The organism is Nonomuraea zeae, assembly GCF_005889725.1.
Taxonomy (GTDB): domain Bacteria; phylum Actinomycetota; class Actinomycetes; order Streptosporangiales; family Streptosporangiaceae; genus Nonomuraea; species Nonomuraea zeae.
Genome location: NZ_VCKX01000016.1, coordinates 49047 through 66323, shown reverse-complemented (window position 1 = coordinate 66323; position 17277 = coordinate 49047). Strand labels below are relative to the sequence as shown.

The window sequence follows — 17277 nt, the reverse complement described above, 5'->3', positions numbered from 1 at the left end:
GCCGGTCTCCACGATCAACCACGGCATCGGGTCATTCCCGAGGTTGAGGCGGCGGTGACGGGTTGACGATCCATCCGGCGAGGACGCCGGCGTATGCGGCGTCCACGTAGTAGTCGCTGTGGCCGCGTATCGGTTCGCCGTCACGCTCGGGGTCTCGTAAGTAGAGGTCGACGCCGTTGGCACCCGTCAGTATCGCGCCTCCGATGGGGTCGGTCCGCCGGTAGAGGTTGCGCCACGGGGCCTCGTCGGGCCGGGCCGGATCGAGCAGTCCCTTCCGAATGGCCTCGATCGCGTCGGGGCCGAAGTAGGCGGGGAAGTAACGCGCGTACAGCCGGCACAGTGGCGAGCCGTGGGTCAGCAGGCGAGTTCGCGTCCTGAGAGCCGGATCCACCTGCAGAATGAGCGCCGCCGCGATGACGCTGCCTTGACTGTGACCTGAGATGACGACCCGGCCGTCGCCGTTGGACAAGAGGGCACGGACGTGACCGACCAGTTCGGGGATGACCCTCTCGGCGTAGCACGGAGGCGCGAGCGGATGGGTGGCGCGGGGCCAGAACGTGCTGACGTCCCAGAGCACCCCCACCGTGCGGCGCAGCGCGGTGTTGCTGTACGCCTGCCAGCCGAGCAGCAGCAGCCCGGCCGTGAAGCCGATGAGCACGGCGACGCTCAGGGCGATCACCCATCCCTCCAACGGCTTCTCCGCGGTGACCGTAGTGACGCCCACGGTGATGATCGCCAGTACGGCGACCAGGGCGAGAGCCGTGAGCACCAGGCCGCCGCGGTCGGTCAGCTCCGCGATCGCCCATGCCCTTCGCACTTTCTCACCCGGGTCTTCCGCCTGTTTCCCCGGTAGCGGTGCCTTGGCGGCACGGTTCCCCAGAAGCAGCAGCGAACCGGTGATGGCGACGATCACGATCAGGGTCACCAGGCCTGCCGGTGCCGCCCACCAATGGGCGGCAGGCAACACGATGGCCTCGCTGTCCGCTCGGGTGCCCGCGAAATACGAGGGCCGGCCCACGACTTCGGCGACGGTGAAGGCCAGCCCGATGGCGAAGCCTTTGGCCAGCATCCACGCCAGCAGCAGGGTGACCGGAGCAGCCAGCCCCCTCATCGCCCGCCCGTAGCTGAGCGCGGGACCGGCCGCGCGTGACGCCCCTGCGGTGATCCTGGCCAGCACCAGCGTCATGACGGCGATGGCGGAGAGCAGAACTACCTGCGCGAGGAACAGGCCGGCCTGGATGGCGTGCGATCCCGGCAGAGCATCCTCGGACGGCGGGGGCGGCCCGGCTGTCGCCAGGGAGGCGAAGGCGGCACCGTAACCGACCGTGGCCACATCGCGTACGAGCCTGCACCCGAGGTCCAGCAACTTGAGCCCGACCGGCTCGTCGCCCGGTTCGTAGCGCTTGGCCACCTCCGGGTGGGCCGCCAGTGCGACCGTCGTCACCAGCACGAACAACTCCAGGATCCCCAGCGCGGAGAAGGGCGGGTGGGAGGTGAACGGAGCCGTCATCATGAGCGAGATGACCGCGAAGCCGATCGCCACGTGCAGAGAGCGCATCCGGCCGACCGGATCGCCACCGTTCCACAGGCCCGGCTGCGCGAGAAGGACGTCCGGATCGGACGGCGCGCCCCGCCGATCCGTGCCGTGAGCGCTGTTCCGCGTGCCGTCGGGCCGCGCGGGGGGACCGTACCGATCCAGCCGTGTCCAGGTCAGATGTGCCATCCGCCAGAGCGCGACCAGCACGATGAGGGGGCACAGCGAGGCGATCGCCAGCCTGAGCGACACGTCGCCTGCGGCGATGGTGATCAGCCATCGGACGGGCGGGAACGCCGAAACCTCGGTCGTGCGCACGGACTGCCACGCGACGATGTCCATCGACGCTGCGGCGATCGCCGTGATCATCGTGCCCGTGAGTGCCAGCGCGAACCATCGATGCTGCATGTCGATCAAGCGGCGAAGCGAGCGCCCCCGCTCCTTGGAAGGCGATTGGCAGCGGGGCGTCATGAAGAACGCGATGTTCGACAGCGCGAACGGCAGCAGGAGCAACCAGAACGCCCGCGAGCGCCCGCCGGAGGTGAGGTTGCCCCAGATGTAGGCCTGGCGGCGGATGCCCGAGACGACCTCCGGGAACGGCTCGTACACGCTGACGCCCAGATCATCGCTGACCACGGGAACCGGGGCGGGGAACAGCACCGACTCAGGAGCGCCGCCGGCCACGCCATGGATGCGGAGTTCTGTGTGGTCGTCCACGATCTTCTCCGTTCTGCGTGAAAGGCACGACGACCGTAGAGCAACGCGCACCGCGACGAGTCAGGGACGAACCTGGGAATTTCCCTAGGAAAGCCGTCCGGCGGTAGGGCAGGCCCCACCCCGACAGGCTGGCAGGCGTGACTGATCTTGGGTGATCTTCCCGCGACATTGGAGTCATGACGAAACTGCTCGCTGCCGCTGTCGCCGGTTGTCTGGTGCTTGCCCCTGTCGTCCCCGCGTTCGCCGCCACCGCTACGTCCTCGCCCCAGTCCAGCCTTGACCTGCTCACCACCGAGGACGGCATGGCGGGCGCGTTGAGCCAGGTGCGGAGCCCGGGCGGGGCGACCGTGACCCGGCGCTCCGGCACCGCGCAGCGGGGCACCGGGAAGCCGATGATCGGCCCCCAGGGCCGGTTCAGGATCGCCAGCATGAGCAAGCCGGTCATTGCCGCCACCGTGCTGCGGCTGGCCGATCAGGAGAAGATCGACCTGGAGGCCAGGGTGGAGCGTTACCTGCCCGGGGTGCTGCGCGGCAGCGGCGACGGCGCCGGGATCGACGGCCGGAAGATCACCGTTCGGATGCTGCTGCAGCAGACGAGCGGCCTGCCCGAATATCTTGACGCGATCGACTGGAAGCAACCTCTCCCCGACTTCCTGCGGGTGGCGCTGACGCTCAAGCCCACACCTCGCGGCACCTTCGCCTACGCCAACACCAACTACCTGGTCCTCGGGCTGATCGTGACCAAGGTGACCGGCCAGGACTTCCGGCAGGCGAGCCGGGACCTGATACTCAAGCCGTACGGGATGCGGGACTCGTACTGGCCGGCCAAGGGGGACGAGGGCATCCGCGGGCCGCACGCCCACACCTACGGGGTGGACCCCCGTCACCCGCAGGGTGGCGAGGTGGATCTGACCGACCGGCTGCCCACCTACGATTTCGGGCCCAGCGGCGGCCTGGTCTCCACTCCCGAAGACCTCAACCGGTTCTGGAGTCACGCCCCGCTGGGCACGATGACGACCCGGACGGTGAAGGTCGAGCAGGAAGGCTGGCCCGCGGGCGCCCGTTACGGCTACGGCGTCGTCCGGATGACGTCGAGCTGCGGCCACGCCTACTTCGCCGCCGGCGACATGCCAGGGGCGGCGGTGTTGAGCGGCCGGAACCGGGCCGGGCGCGCCGCCACCGTCTACGTCACCGGGGTGCCGGCCAACCGGCAGCACCTGATCGACGCCTTCGTCGCCGCGATGTGCGACCGCTGAGCCTGGTCATCGGCGGCACCGGCCGCCTCATGACCAGGTGACCGGCAGCGAGCGCACGCCGAAGATGAGCATCTCGTTGCGTACCGGGACCTGCTCGGCCGGCACCGCCAGGCGCAGACCCGGCAGGCGGGAGATCAGCTCGCCCAGCCCGATCCGCAGCTCGATCCGGGCCAGCTGCTGCCCCAGGCACTGGTGAACCCCGTGCCCGAAGGCCAGGTGCGGAGTCCGCGGACGGCGCACGTCGAGCGTGTCGGGGTCGTCCCAGTGCCGCGGGTCCCGGTTGACCTCGGGAGTGGCGATCACGACGGTCGCGCCGGCGGGGAGGTCCACACCGCCCAGCGTCACCGGCTCGGTGGCGACCCGGCTGACCCCGAGCTGGAGGATCGACAGGAACCGCAGCAGCTCCTCCACCGCGTTGTCGATCAGGCCCGGGTCGGCGCGCAGCGCCGCGAGCTGGTCCGGGTGCTCCAGCAGCGCGAACGTGCCCAGGCCCAGCATGTTCGCCGTGGTCTCATGGCCCGCGGTGAGCAGCAGGAGGGCGACATCGACCAGCTGCGCGTCCGTCAGGGGCGGGTCGGTGTCGTGGATGAGGCCGGACAGCAGGTCGTCGGCGGGGTTCGAGCGCTTGGCGGCCACCAGCCCCCGCATGAACGCGTGCAGCTCGGCGCGCGCCATGGCCTGCTCCCGCGGGGTCGAGCTCGCGTTCAGCCCGACGGCCGTACGCTCCTGGAACTCCGCACGGTCGGCGTAGTCCACGCCCAGCAGCTCGCAGATGACCAGCGACGGCAGCGGCAACGCGAACGCCGGCACCAGATCGGCCTCCGTGCCCGCCGCCTTCATGGCCTCGATGTGCTCGACCGCGATCTCCGTCACCCGCGACTCCAGCTCCCGCATCCGCCGCACCGTGAACTGGCCTGTCAGCGACCGCCGCAGCCGGGTGTGCTCCGGCGGGTCCATGAAGACGAAGATCCCGTCCTCCCGCTCCGCCCTCGGCGGCTCCGCCGCCTTTTGCGGCTGCGGCGACGTCGCGTCCCGATGGCGCATCTTGTCGGCGCTGAAGCGTGCGTCCGACAGCACCGTACGGGCCTCTTCGAACCCCGTCACCAGCCACGCCCGAGCGCCATTGAGCAGATCCAGCGGCCGGACCGCGCCCTGTCCCCGCAGGCCCGGCGGCGGATCGAACGGGTTGCGGCCCCGCTCCACCATCTCCTCGGGCAGGATCCGCCGCATCGTCGCGGTGCTCACGCTCGCGGACTTCTCGGTCACGCTGCTGTCGGTCATCGGGCACGTCCTGTTTCTGGAGGGGAGGGGTCCGCCGCCATAAAGTACGCGGCTGTATCTAATTAACGCGCCACGGTAGATCACCGCGATAAGATACGCAAGTGGACCTTAAGGGCGGCCTGGTCGCCACGGGCGCAGGCCGCGGCCGGCTGCGGCTGTCTGAAGTCGCGCGCAGCGGTCGTCGCACCACCCGCTCACGGCTTCAGCTGAAGCCTCTTCCTCGACGCACCCGGGAACACCACGACCAGGTGCTGCTCCTCATTGCCGACCCGCACGTAGACACGGAGCCGGTAACGGCCCTTCCCCGCGATCGCCAGGTTCGGCATCGGGGCGCCCGCGCCCACCTCTCCGCCCTCGCCCATGTACGGCACGGTGAGCCGGCCGCTGCGGCTGACGATCGGCACCTCGTTGACCTGCTCCCACCCGGCCGTCCGCCGTGGTGGCGCGGTGCGGAAGGCCTTCACCGTGAGGCACAGATCGACGACGTCCTCGATGTGCCCGATGAGCGCCGCGCTCCCGGCCACCCCGATGAGGGCGTCGTCGTCGTAGACCTTGTCCATGGCCTGCTCCGCCGCCTGTTCGGCCGTCTCGTCCTTGGGGTCGTGGACCAGATAGCCCGGATCGCCGTCTACGAACAGGAAGTATTTGGCCGTGGCCTGGACGACACCCTTCGTCCGGGGCCACGGGTCGCGGCACTTCGCGTTCTCCTCGGCGATGTAGCCGGTGTTCGCCGCCTCCGTCTCCGCGGTCGACCGCAGCAGCTCGGGATGGGTCTTGCCGACGATCTCCGGGCACACGTAGACGAGGTCCCACGGGTCCGCGCCCGAGGCGGGCTGCTCGCTGCCGGCCTGCGCCAGAATCGCCTTCTGCTCGTCGCGGTCCTTTGCCCGGCACAGCGCCCGCCCGTACGCGAGGATCGCCTGGTCCGACAGACTGTCCGGGAACATGGGCGTGACCCCGCCCTCCGCGCTCCGCGCCCGGCACAGGAACGCGGCGTCGCGCTCGGCGGGTTTCAGGTCGCCGAAGCTGGGCCGGTCATAGCAGTCCATCGACGCGCGGGTGTAGGTGAGGTGCGCGGCCTGCTCCGGGTGGATCATCGCGATGATCGGCAGGACGGCCACAGCCGCCACCGCGACGCGGATCCCGCGCCGCCGCGCGGGTGGAAGGTCCGCCGGGCGGTCCGCGATGGGCAGTTCGCGGGCGGTCGCCGCGATCCACACGGTGCTGACGAGCCCCACCGCGTCCAGCACGACCAGCATCGCCGTACTCGTGCCGGGGATCCTTCCGGCGAGAACGTTGAGCGGGATCACCAGCGCGTAGACGCCCACCGACAACCACCCGGCGGCCTGCGTGCCGCGGCTCCACCGGCCGTCGCGCCGCTGCCCGACGACCGTGATGACGGTCGCCGCCACTCCGCCCAGCATCAAGCCCAGGCTGACGATGTAGCTCGCGCCAAGCTCGGGGAGGTCGAGTTCGTCGAGCAGCTCGTTGGACATCCCGGCCAGCTCGACCGCGAACATCGCTCCGGCCACCGCGCGCAGCACGCGGGACCGCCAGCGGATGACGAGCAGGTAGAGGACGTCGATCGCGGTCCACAGCACGAGGTAGAACGCCGCGTCCACCGCGTCGGGGAGCAGCGCGATCGGGTACCACAGCACGAGGCTGTACGCCACCGCCAGATACAGCAGCCGGCGCAGCGCCTTCGCCCGGCGGTCCAGCGGCCCCGGCGCGGGGGCACGCAGGATCAGCCACAGGAGCGCGGCCTTCACCAGAGCGGCCCCGAACAGCGCCACAACCGTCGAGGTGGCGAACCCGTCGCTCGCGTCGTAGTCCGCATGGGCCGGCGGCGACCATTCGACGGCCACCCAGAGCCAGGCGTCGCCGAGCGCCAGGCCGGCGACCGTCCCCGCGAGAAGCAGGCCGACTAATCCGACCCTGATAATTCGCCATAAACCATCAGAAGGCACGGGACGCGATCTTAGCGCGGCACCGCCGTACCGGCGGATACAGCGGAACGAGCGGCTCCCGGCCACAAGGATGGGCGCCGGGGCAGTGTCGCGGTGGTCAGGTGGCCTTGCCGGGGGCGATGTAGAGGCTCATGTCGGTGAAGTCGAGGGTGATGTTGTAGGGCTTGAAGAAGCAGTGGAAGAAGGCGGCCGGCACGTCGAACCCCAAGGGGGCGAGCGCGGCCCCCGGATGCGTCTCGCAGTAGATCTCCTTGGCGGTGGCGGTGCCGAGGCGGATCTCCTTCGGGTAGCAGGGGTAGGTGACGGCCGGGTGGCTATGGGCAAAAGTCCCGATCGGGCGGTCGTAGTCGGTACGGATCCCCAATTGCTGCGCCGTGTCCCCGAACACGACCGCGGCGGTCTCGCTCCTTCCGCCGAAGTTCACCCCCACCACCCGTGAGCCGGATCTGGCGAGGCTGCCCCTGCTGTGCAGATATTGCTCGCGGGCCAGCCACAGCGGCAGGGGCCTGGCACCCGCCTGTACGGCCGCGGCGCGTGCCGTCCTGGCCGTTTCGGGGGTGCGGCGGCGCAGGATCAGCGACCGGCCCGCGTAGTCGAAGGTGGTCAGCAGGTGGTAGAAGACCCACGTGCCGATCATGCCGTCGCTTTCGGTGTCGACGTCTTCGCCCGACTCCGTCGACGACCAGCCCACGGGGACGTTGCGCAGCTCGATGCCGCCCAGCTTGAAGGAGTCCAGTATCCCGTAGTACGCCCAGATGACGCCGTTCTCGTAGTCGATCTTCTGGCTGGCGACGGGGCTCAGCCCGGCCTCCTTGGCCACCGACGCGGTCAGGCCCAGATTCGGGGCGCCGGTGTAGAACGTGAAGCGCTTCGGCGGCCCGCCGTTGACCGAGGCCTCCACCAGCGGCATCGGGTCCATCTGCAGCCATGGCAGCCGCGCGACGTCGCCGTGGATCTGGTACGCCGCGCCGCGGACCGCCGCGAACCACTTGGCGTAGCTGTCCTCGCCGGCCGCCCGCCAGTGTGGCGCGGAGAGGGAGAACTTGTCCTGCCGGATGTAGCAGTCGGCCAGGAAGTAGTTGGCGTCCTTGTCGTCGGGGGCCAGCTCGATGGCCATCTTGAGGTACTTTTCGGCGTCGGGGAACCTGTTGGACAGGAGCGCCACATGGCCGCGGCGGCGGGCCGCGTGCAGGTTCGTGGGGTCCTTCTTCAGGATCTCCTCGTAGGCGCGGCCGGCCTGCTCGAACTTCCCGGCCTTGAACAGCGCGTCCGCGTCACCGCCGCCGGCCAGCGCCGTGGCCGCCCCGCCTGACAGCGGCACCGTCGCAGCCGCACCGGCCAGCACCGCCGCGCCCCGCAACACCGAACGCCGGTCCCATTCTCCGTCATGCACCAACACGTTCTCCTTTTTCGTGATCACCTTCGCCGGAGCCTCAAGGCCCCCACCCACTGTCGGCCAGCCGTGTCCCCGCCTCGTCCGCGCCGTGTCATGGTCGTGTGACGGCCGCGACCGAGCCACGACCGAGCCACGACCGAGCCGCGACCGAGCCGCGACCGAGCCGCGCACAAGGGGAGAAGCGTGCTGACCCGCCGGGCGGTCGCGGCTGGACCGGCCGGCTCGGCGCGCCTACGCCGGAGACACGGAGGTGACGCCGCGGCCCGAGGCGCTCGGCCTGCCGGGGGCGCCGGTCAGGAGGACAGGTGCCTGGGCGGCGCGGTGCTCTCGCGTACGACGAGGTCGGTGGCCAGCTCGACCCGGCTCTGCGACAGCTGCTCGCCGTTGGCCAGCTTCAGCAGCATCGAGGTGGCCGCCGCGGCCATCTCGGCGAGAGGCTGGCGGATGGTGGTCAGCGGCGGGATGGCCCACCGCACCGAAGGCATGTCGTCGAACCCGATCACGCTGAGATCGGCCGGAATGCGCAGGCCGAGCCGGTGGGCCGCATGGTAGACGCCGATGGCCTGACCGTCGTTCGTGGCGAAGATCGCGGTCGGCCGGTCGGGAAGGCACAGCATGCGGTACGCCTCGGCCAGGCCACCCTCGATGAAGAAGTCGCCCCGGCCGATCAGCTCCGGATCGGCGGGCACGCCGGCCATGTCCAGGGCGGTTCGGTAGCCGTCGAGACGGGCCCGGCTGGACAGCGCGGAGTCCGGCCCGGTGATGACGGCGATGCGACGATGCCCGAGCTCCAGAAGATGGCGAGTCGCCGTGAGCCCGCCGTTCCAGTTGCCGGCGCCGACCGAAGGGATGTTCCTGGCGGGAGCGTCGGCCGGATCCAGCAGGACCAGCGGGATCTCGCGGCGGGCGAGCTGCTCGTGCTGGAGTTCGGTCAGCCCGGAGAACACCGCGATCACGCCGCTCGGACGGCGCCGCAGCACACCTTCCAGCCAGGCGCCCGCGGCGGTGTGGTCGCGGCGCAGGTCCGAGATCGCCACCGTGAGCTCGTGCTCACGCGCGACCGCCGCCACCCCCTTGGTGATCTCGACGGGATAGTCACCCTCCAGCGCGTGGAAGACCAGCTCCACCAGGGCCGTCGGCATGGAGCGGCGGCGCTGGCGCCGGTAGCCGTGCCGGCGGATGAGCTCCTCCACGGCGGCGCGGGTTTCGGAGGACACTTCGGAACGGCCGTTCACGACCTTGGAGACCGTCGCGGTGGAGACTCCGGCCAGCTCGGCGAGCTGGGCGATGGTCAAAGGGGACGACTCCGCGGTCATGGCGGCAGTCTAGTCAGGGAGGGAGGAGGCGGGCGGTGCCGTCTTTGCCGGACGCCACTCCGCCCGCTGATCTTGTATCCTGCCGGCTCAGCGGGCCCTGGCATGTCACAGGAAGAAGGCGGGATACCCTGCCTTCGGTGCCGCGAACCGCGTGACCGGAGGAGCCGATGCTGGGATGACGGCAGAGCGATCGATGCCCACACAGGACGACGTGCTCGGATACTTCAACACGCTGTCCAACTGGGGACGGTGGGGCGACGACGACGAGCTCGGCACGCTCAACCACATCACCGACGACGTCCGGCTGGCGGCGGCGCGGGCCGTGCGCCACGGCAGGAGCGTGTCGTGCGCGTGGGAGGTTGCCGTACCGAAGGACATGGAGCGGTCGACGACGGCCTGCCCGTGCGCCGCCGACATGCCGGGCGCCGAGAACATGCCGGCGCCCGGATTCCGCAACGACCGGCGCTGGGGCTTCTCGTCCGAGCGGCTCGGCATCACGTTCCACGGCAACACCCTCACCCACATCGACTCGCCGTGCCACATCTTCTGGGACGGCACGATGTACAACGGGCGGTCGCACTCGCTGGTCGACGCCGCAACGGGATCGGCGTGGGGGGCCGTCACGGCGGCGGCGAACGGGATCATCACGCGCGGTGTCCTGCTGGACATCGCGAAGGTCCGCGATGTGCCATGGCTCGAACCGGGGCAGGGCGTGTTCCCCGACGACCTCGAAGAGGCCGAGCGCCGCCAGGGTGTGCGGGTGCGACCCGGCGACGCGGTGCTCCTGCGGACCGGCTACGGCCGCTTCCGGCACGAGTCCGGCGAGCCCGGCGGCTTCACGCAGGCCGGCTGGCACGCGTCCTGCCTGCCGTGGCTGCACGAACGGGAGGTCGCCCTGATCGGCGCCGACACCCCCCAGGACGTCCAGCCGTCGGGGTACGAAGACGTGCTGATGCCGGTTCACGCCGTGAGCCTCGTCGCGATGGGTCTGTGGATGCTCGACAACTGCGACCTGGAGGCGTGCGCGACGACGGCCGCCGAGCTCGGCCAGTGGGACTTCCACCTCGCAGTCGCGCCGGTCCGCTTCGCAGGCACGTCCGGCAGCCCGGTCAACCCGATCGCCACGTTCTGACCGCGGCTCACTCGTCCACGTAACCACCGGCATCGGCAGGCGCGCCGCCGCGGCGGCCCGGAGCGTTCAGCGTCCTCTGCGCATGTACGCGCGGAGCGACAGCGGGACGAAGATCACCAGCAGCGCCGCCGACCAGAGCAGGACAGTGGTCACCGGATGCGCGAGTGGCCAGGCCACGCTTCCGGACGGCGCCCCCGGGTTGCCGAACAGCTCCCGTGAGGCGGCGGTGAGCGCGCTGACCGGGTTCCAGTCGGCCAGGAAGCGCAGCCAGCCCGGCATGCCGCCGGTCGGGACGAACGCGTTCGACAGCATCGTGAACGGCAGGCCCAGCGGCACCATCGCGTCGGCGACCTGGTCGTTCTTCACCGCCAGGCCCACGTAGACGCCCACCCAGCTCAGCGCGTACCGCAGCACGATCATCAGCAGGAACGCCTGGGCGGTGGGGAGCAGGCCGCGGTGCGGCTGCCAGCCCACCAGCAGGCCCGCGCCCACCATGATGGCCAGCATCAGCAGGCCGGTCAGCAGGTCGGCGCCGGTCTGCCCGAACGGCACCGCCAGGCGTGCCATCGGCATGGAGCGGAACCGGTCCATCACCCCGCGGGAGGCGTCGGTGGCCACCCGCGTCATGACCCCCAGCCACGCGGAGAAGGTCACCATCGCGAACAGGCCGGGCATGAGGTACTCGCGGTAGTCGCCGCCGTCCGGCACCCGGATCGCGCTGCCGAAGACGTACCCGAACAGCACGACCATGACGGCGGGGAAGATCAGCGCGGCGATGACCTGCCCGGGCTCCTGCCGCAGCCGTCCCAGCTCGCGGCCGACCAGGGTCAGCCCGTCGGCGAGCGTCCAGCGCAGGCGGCCCAGCGGGGAGGTGAGGGCGGTCATCGGACGGTCTCCTTGCGGTCGGTGAGGCGCAGGAACACCTCGTCGAGGGTGGGGCGGCGCAGGCTCACGTCGGCGGCGGCGACTCCGGCGTGGTCGAGCTCGCGCACGATGTCGGCGAGGCGGAGGCCGGCGGCGGGCAGGGCGACGCTGAGCCGGTCGGCGTCGGTCGCCGCGGGTTCGGTGCCGGCCAGGGTGCCCAGGACGGTCGCCGCCTCAGGCAGCGCGGCGGGGTCTTCGAGGGTGACGTCGAGGCGGTCCCCGATCGTGGCCTTCAGCTCGTCGGGCGTGCCCATGGCGACCACCTGCCCGTGGTCGATGACGGCGATGTCGTCGGCCAGGTGGTCGGCTTCGTCCAGATACTGCGTGGTGAGCAGCACCGTGGTGCCGTCGGCCACCAGCTCGCGGATGCTGTCCCAGATCTCGCCGCGGCTGCGCGGGTCTAGGCCGGTGGTGGGCTCGTCCAGGAAGAGCACGTCGGGGCGCAGGATGAGGCAGGTGATCAGGTCGAGCCGGCGGCGCATGCCGCCGGAGTAGCCGGCCACCGGGCGGTCGGCGGCGTCCATCAGGCCGAAGCGCTCCAGCAGCTCGTCGGCCCGCCGGTGCGCCTCGCGGCGCGGCAGGTGGTAGAGGCGCCCGAACATGCGCAGGTTGCCACGGCCGGTGAGCTTCTCGTCCACGGCGGCGTACTGGCCCGCGAGCCCGATCCGCTCGCGCACCTTGCCGGCCTGGCGGACGACGTCGTATCCGGCGACGCGGGCGTGCCCGGCATCGGGATCGGACAGGGTCGCCAGGATGCGCACCGCGGTCGTCTTCCCGGCGCCGTTCGGCCCGAGCACGCCGCAGACCGTTCCCCTCGGAACGCTCAGGTCCAGGCCTCGTAGCGCATGGGTGCCGCCGAAGGACTTGTGCAGCCCCTCGGCGACCACGATCGGATCCGTCATGATCCCTCCACTGGGTACCTTGTACGCGGTCTTGGCGGCCAGGCTAAGGGACCGGGTACGATGTACGCAACCAGGAGGGGGAGCGGTGCCCGACGCCGAGTACGTGAACATCTGGATGCGACCCGAGCGCCCGGCCTACGGGCCGAAGCCGATCTACAGTCGCGCGCAGATCACCGAGGCGGCGATCCGGATCGCCGACGCCGAGGGGCTGGAGGCCGCCACCATGCGGCGCATCGCCGCCGAGATCGGCGCCGGCGCGATGTCCCTCTACCGCTACGTCCCGAGCCGCGACAACCTGGTCGAGCTCATGGCCGACCGGTTGCAGGGCGAGATCGACGTCACGGGCCTGCCCTCCGGCGACTGGCGGGCCGACCTGACCCGCTACGCCGACGGGCTGCGGGCCATGTGGCTGAGGCACCCGTGGATCGGATCCGTGCAGCGCTCGCTCCCCAGCTTCGGCCCCAACCAGCTGCTCCTGATCGAGCGGCTGATGGGCGTGCTCGACGTCCACGTCTCCATCGACGAGAACCTCGGCCTCATAGCCCTGCTGAACGGCTACATCGAGGGCACCGTCCGCGAGGAGATCAGCTCGGCCATGGAGTTCCGCCGCAGCGGGCTGAGCGAGTCGGAGTGGATGGCGCGGAGCCACTCGTACGTCGACCAGCTGGTGAAGAGCGGCGAGTACCCGATCTTCACCAAGATCGTGATGGAGGCGCGCCAGCCGCACCTGAGCCGCGACGACCAGTTCCGGCACGGGCTCCGGCGCGTCCTCGACTGCATCGCCGCGGCACTCCCGCCAACGGCCGAGGCTGCGACGCCGGCGCACGACTCTCCGAGAGAGCATTGAGAGCTGCGGCTGCGTCCATGGCTGACCGGGACGGGTGCCGCGCGAGGCCCCGGGCACGGCGAATGCTCCCAGACGCCGTGCCCAGAACCGGCTCAGAAGGTGATCGGCAGGGGCTTCTTCGACCCGGCCGTCAGGATCCGGGTCACTTCGTCAGCGCTGCAGCGTCAGCAGGCCCGGCCGGTAGGGCAGGAGGCCGTAGTCGCCGCCGGAGCTGGGGCTGCGGCCCTGGTAGAGGAGCTGCAGGTTGCAGGGGTCGACGGTCATGGTCTGGTCGGCGCTGGTGCGGATCAGCTCGCCGTGGCTGATGTCGTTGGTCCAGGTGGCGCCGCTGTTGGCCTTGCCGGCGAAGGGGTTGCCCTCGGTGGCGGCCTGCGGTGTCCACGAGCCGTTCAGGCTGGTGGCGGTGAACGAGCGGAAGTAGCGGCCCTGCGCCCCGATCGCCTCGACGATCATGAGGTACTTGTTCTGGCCCTGGAGCTTGTAGACCTGAACGGCCTCGAACAGGTTGTTCGTCGTGTCGCTCATGACCACCGTCGAGGTGGCGCCGAAACTGCCCGGGAAGTTGCCGATCGGCATGCTGGCCCGGTAGATCTTGCCGTTGTCCCCGGCGAAGAACAGGTACATGTTCGTGCTGTCACCGATGAGCGTCTGGTCGATGGGGCCCGTGCCGGAGCCGGAGATGCTGCCGGAGAAGAGCGTCTGCTGCGATGACCAGCCGTTGGCGTTGGCAGGATCGCTGGAGGTCCGGTAGGAGAAGGCGGTCCCGCCCCACTGGTAGGCGAGCACCCAGATGTTCCTCGGGGCGAAGTAGAGCAGCGTGGGCGCGACCGTCGAGGAGGACATCGTGTTCTGGCTGGCCGAGGCCATCTCGGACCAGTTGGTGAAGAGGCCGAAGTTCATCGAGCCCCAGCTCGTTCCCGTGTTGTGCGTGGTGGCGTAGACGAGGTGCCTGCCGTTGTAGGGGGCGACGGTGAAGTCCTTGAGCGAGACCCAGCCTGACTTCGGGGTCGCCAGCGAGCCCGTCGAGGACCAGCGGTAGGTCGAGGGCAGGTCGCACGCACCCGGGTTGCCGGTGCCACCGTCGACCTGGACCAGCTGCCACTGCTGGTTGGCGCCGCCCCAGTCGTCGTACTGGACGATGTTGGCGCCGTCGGCGGTGGAGGCTCCCTGCACTTCGAGGGCCTTGTTGCTGTGACGGGAGATGAACCGCACGTAGCCGTCGGAGCTGTCGGCCAGCCGCCACTGCTGGTTGGTGCCGTTGCCGTCGGCCCACTGCACGATCGCGCCGCCGTTGGCGGTGGAGAAGTTGTAGACGTCCAGCACCTTGCCGGAGTGGCGGGACTTGATCCGGTAGTAGCCGCCGCCGGAGTCGACGAACTGCCACTGCTGCTGGTTCTGGTTGTTCCTGCTCCACTGGGTGATGCGGCCGCCGTCGGCGGTGGACAGGTTGTAGACGTCCAGCGCCTTGCCGCTGTTGCGGTTGACCAGCACATACCAGGCGTTGGTGTCCACGGTGGCCGCGCTGGCGGGCTGGCCGGCGACGAACAGGCTCGCCAGTAAGGCGGCCACTGCCGCCAGGACGGACAGGTATCTGAATTTCATGATGTGCTCCGATTCATCCGACTCGGGTAGGGTGCGTGCCTTTCTGGGGCGACGTGTCGTGCCGGTGGTGCGGTCGGGTCGTCCTGCCACGACCCGGCCGGTCAAGGGGTGGTGAGATCGAAGCGGCGCACGGTCACCGCGCCGCCGAGGGACTGGGTGGCGTAGTTGAAGATCCCGAAGCGGTAGCCCATGAAGAACTGCCAGGCGTTGTTCAAGGTGAAGGCCGGGCCGAGGCTCACGAAGGTGCTGCCGTCGGTGCTGTAGGAGAAGCGGGCCTGCCTGCCCGAACCCGGCCGGATGTCGGCGTTGACCCGCAACCAGAGCCGGCCGCCCGAGATGTTCGCGCTCGCCGCCTCCGTGCCGGTGCCGGTGGTCTGCCACGAGCTGTTCATGGTCAGGCCGTTGGTCATCACGACCCGGTTGACGCCGTTGTCGCGTCTGACGCCGATCCAGGCCGACTGGTCGCGCAGCATCGCCAGCCCGGCGCGGTCGCCGTTGGCCATCTGCGAGTAGTCGAGCTCGATCGTCGCCGTGGACGACGGGCCCTGGATGCGGTGGGTCAGCGTGTTGCGGGCGTTGTACAGGTCGCCGGTGACGGTCGCGGTCTGCAGGCGCAGGCCGCTGCCGGTGGAGAAGCGGCTGGTGTCGGGGTTGTGGTTCCATTCCCAGCGGTGGCCGAGAGTGCCCGAGGTGAAGGTGTCGGGGCCGATCATGGACGCCACGGTCCGGCTGGTCTGGATGTTCGGCTTCGGGTAGTTGACGCCCCAGCCGCCGTTCACGGTCTGCACGGCCGGCCAGTCGTCGCTCCAGGTGATCGGCGCGAGCGCCGGCACCCGGCCGCCGGGGTAGGCGTCGACGAACGACATGTAGTACCAGTCGCCGTTCTGCGTCTGGACGAGCCCGCCCTGGTGGGGGACACCGCCGCCGGAGATGGGTCCGGGCATGTTGAGCAGGACCTGGCGCATCTCGTACGGGCCCCACGGCGACGTGGAGCGCAGCACGTACTGGCCGTTGGCGGGGCGGGTCAGCCAGATGTAGTAGTAGCCGTTGCGCTTGTAGAAGCGGGCGCCCTCCAGGGTTCCGACGCTGCTCGGCGTCTGGAACACCTGCTGGGCGCGCACCTGGCTGAGCCCGTCCGCCGAGAGCTGGGCCACGCTGATCGTGCTGTTGCCGTAGGCGACGTACATGGTGTCGTTGCTGTCGATCAGCAGGCCGGCGTCGTAGTAGCAGTTGTTGATCTGCGAGCGCTTGGTCCACGTGCCGTCGACGGCGGAGGCGGTGTAGACGTAGGTCCGGTTGAACTCGACGCAGCCGATCCAGTAGTAGGTGCTGTTGCTGGGCCGGTAGTTCAGGGTCGAGGCCCAGATGCCCTTCACGTACGCCCGGCCGCCGGTGAGATCGTAGGCGCCGGAGCCGAAGTCGAGCCTCGGGACCGAATGCCCGGCGTACTCCCAGTCGACCAGGTTGTAGGAGCGCAGGATCGGTGCGCCCGGCGAGTAGTGCATCGTCGAGGCCGAGTAGTAGTAGGCGTCGCCGACGCGGATGATGTCGCCGTCGGCGAAGTCCTGCCAGACCACCGGGTTGGTGTAGGTGCCGCCCGGATTCGGGTCGCCGCCCACCGGGACGAGCTGCCATTGCTGGTTGGCGCCGTCCCAGTCGTCGTACTGGACGATGTTGGCGCCGTCGGCGGTGGAGGCTCCCTGCACTTCGAGGGCCTTGTTGCTGTGGCGGCTGATGAATCTCACGTAGCCGCCCGCGGAGTCGGCCAGGCGCCACTGCTGGTTGGTGCCGTTGCCGTCGGCCCATTGGACGATGGAGCCGCCGTTGGCGGTGGAGAAGTTGTAGACATCCAGGACCTTGCCGGAGTGGCGGGACTTGATGCGGTAGTAGCCGCCGCCGGAGTCGACGAACTGCCACTGCTGCTGGTTGCCGTTGTTACGGCTCCATTGGGTGATCCGGCCGCCGTCGGCGGTGGACAGGTTGTACACGTCCAGGGCCTTGCCGCTGTTGCGGTTGACCAGCACGTACCACGCGCTGGTGTCGACCGTCGCGGCCGACGCCTGGGGCGTGAGTAACACGCCCACGAGCAGCAGGGACGAGAGAACCGCGAGCACGCGCCGCACAGGAACCTCCAGAGGTTGTTGTGCGCGTCGTGGCGCGCACGTAGGCGGTGGTCGTGTTAGCGTTAACATTTGATCTTGCAGAGCTGCGTGGTCTATTCGGTCGAGTGCGTTGTCGCGGAGTACACCCGACGGTCCGGCCGGCGTCAACGCGGACAGACCCGTGCCGGGCCTGGGTGTTGTCCTCTGAACGCCGTCCCGCCTGGAGTTTCGCCTCGAAAGGGGATCGCGCGGTGAGGCTCACGCAGGTGAAAGTTTCACGAAGGTCTGGTCGAGTAACTTG

General features: G+C 69.9%; 12 protein-coding genes. 3 read left to right on the top strand and 9 right to left on the bottom strand.

Features of this window, described 5'->3' with window-relative positions:
• Positions 1-31: 31 nt before the first annotated feature.
• Positions 32-2251, bottom strand: coding sequence for an alpha/beta hydrolase family protein (locus tag ETD85_RS07875; protein WP_138688943.1), 2220 nt, complete (start codon positions 2249-2251; stop codon positions 32-34).
• Between the two features lie 176 nt (positions 2252-2427).
• Here ETD85_RS07875 and ETD85_RS07870 point away from each other — a divergent pair, with 176 nt between their 5' ends.
• The gene (locus tag ETD85_RS07870) at positions 2428-3507 is read left to right on the top strand and encodes a serine hydrolase domain-containing protein (RefSeq protein WP_138688942.1); all 1080 of its coding nucleotides are present in this window, start codon (positions 2428-2430) and stop codon (positions 3505-3507) included.
• 27 nt (positions 3508-3534) lie between these two features.
• On the opposite strand, the gene ETD85_RS07865 is transcribed toward ETD85_RS07870, so the two are convergent.
• The 4 genes from ETD85_RS07865 to ETD85_RS07850 all read right to left on the bottom strand — a co-directional run bounded on the left by ETD85_RS07865 (position 3535) and on the right by ETD85_RS07850 (position 9467).
• A complete protein-coding gene (locus tag ETD85_RS07865; RefSeq protein ID WP_170246558.1) occupies positions 3535-4788 on the bottom strand; it encodes a cytochrome P450 in 1254 nt (417 codons plus the stop codon).
• 194 nt (positions 4789-4982) lie between these two features.
• Positions 4983-6755, bottom strand: coding sequence for a hypothetical protein (locus tag ETD85_RS07860; RefSeq protein WP_138688941.1), 1773 nt, complete (start codon positions 6753-6755; stop codon positions 4983-4985).
• Positions 6756-6852: 97 nt separating this feature from the next.
• Complete coding sequence (locus ETD85_RS07855; RefSeq protein ID WP_170246557.1) at positions 6853-8148, bottom strand: tetratricopeptide repeat protein; 1296 nt, start codon at positions 8146-8148, stop codon at positions 6853-6855.
• A gap of 296 nt (positions 8149-8444) precedes the next feature.
• Positions 8445-9467 carry a LacI family DNA-binding transcriptional regulator gene (locus ETD85_RS07850; RefSeq protein ID WP_138688939.1) on the bottom strand — a complete coding sequence of 341 codons (1023 nt, stop codon included), beginning with the start codon at positions 9465-9467 and terminating at the stop codon, positions 8445-8447.
• Positions 9468-9642: 175 nt separating this feature from the next.
• Here ETD85_RS07850 and ETD85_RS07845 point away from each other — a divergent pair, with 175 nt between their 5' ends.
• Complete coding sequence (locus tag ETD85_RS07845) at positions 9643-10599, top strand: cyclase family protein (protein WP_240779017.1); 957 nt, start codon at positions 9643-9645, stop codon at positions 10597-10599.
• A 66-nt stretch (positions 10600-10665) separates the two neighbouring features.
• Here ETD85_RS07845 and ETD85_RS07840 read toward each other — a convergent pair whose 3' ends face one another.
• The gene (locus ETD85_RS07840) at positions 10666-11484 is read right to left on the bottom strand and encodes an ABC transporter permease (protein ID WP_138688938.1); all 819 of its coding nucleotides are present in this window, start codon (positions 11482-11484) and stop codon (positions 10666-10668) included.
• Positions 11481-12425 carry an ATP-binding cassette domain-containing protein gene (locus ETD85_RS07835; RefSeq protein ID WP_138688937.1) on the bottom strand — a complete coding sequence of 315 codons (945 nt, stop codon included), beginning with the start codon at positions 12423-12425 and terminating at the stop codon, positions 11481-11483. The genes ETD85_RS07840 and ETD85_RS07835 overlap by 4 nt, the downstream gene beginning before the upstream one ends.
• Positions 12426-12510: 85 nt before the next feature.
• Between ETD85_RS07835 and ETD85_RS07830 the strand changes: the two genes are divergently transcribed.
• Positions 12511-13272, top strand: coding sequence for a TetR/AcrR family transcriptional regulator (locus ETD85_RS07830; protein ID WP_138688936.1), 762 nt, complete (start codon positions 12511-12513; stop codon positions 13270-13272).
• Positions 13273-13422: 150 nt separating this feature from the next.
• Here the strand turns inward: ETD85_RS07830 and ETD85_RS07825 are convergent, their stop codons facing one another.
• Both ETD85_RS07825 and ETD85_RS07820 read right to left on the bottom strand, forming a co-directional pair.
• Positions 13423-14874: a non-reducing end alpha-L-arabinofuranosidase family hydrolase gene (locus ETD85_RS07825; RefSeq protein WP_138688935.1), complete on the bottom strand. Its 1452-nt coding sequence runs from the start codon at positions 14872-14874 to the stop codon at positions 13423-13425.
• Positions 14875-14975: 101 nt separating this feature from the next.
• Positions 14976-16988, bottom strand: a complete 2013-nt coding sequence (locus ETD85_RS07820; RefSeq protein WP_240779016.1) for a family 43 glycosylhydrolase — start codon at positions 16986-16988, stop codon at positions 14976-14978.
• Positions 16989-17277 lie beyond the last annotated feature (289 nt).

Excerpts from the sequence above, each read along its gene's own strand:
- ETD85_RS07870 (WP_138688942.1), top strand. The coding sequence starts at position 2,428 with ATGACGAAACTGCTCGCTGCCGCTGTCGCCGGTTGTCTGGTGCTTGCC.
- ETD85_RS07865 (WP_170246558.1), bottom strand. The coding sequence starts at position 4,788 with ATGACCGACAGCAGCGTGACCGAGAAGTCCGCGAGCGTGAGCACCGCG.
- ETD85_RS07850 (WP_138688939.1), bottom strand. The coding sequence starts at position 9,467 with ATGACCGCGGAGTCGTCCCCTTTGACCATCGCCCAGCTCGCCGAGCTG.
- ETD85_RS07845 (WP_240779017.1), top strand. The coding sequence starts at position 9,643 with ATGACGGCAGAGCGATCGATGCCCACACAGGACGACGTGCTCGGATAC.
- ETD85_RS07840 (WP_138688938.1), bottom strand. The coding sequence starts at position 11,484 with ATGACCGCCCTCACCTCCCCGCTGGGCCGCCTGCGCTGGACGCTCGCC.
- ETD85_RS07835 (WP_138688937.1), bottom strand. The coding sequence starts at position 12,425 with ATGACGGATCCGATCGTGGTCGCCGAGGGGCTGCACAAGTCCTTCGGC.
- ETD85_RS07825 (WP_138688935.1), bottom strand. The coding sequence starts at position 14,874 with ATGAAATTCAGATACCTGTCCGTCCTGGCGGCAGTGGCCGCCTTACTG.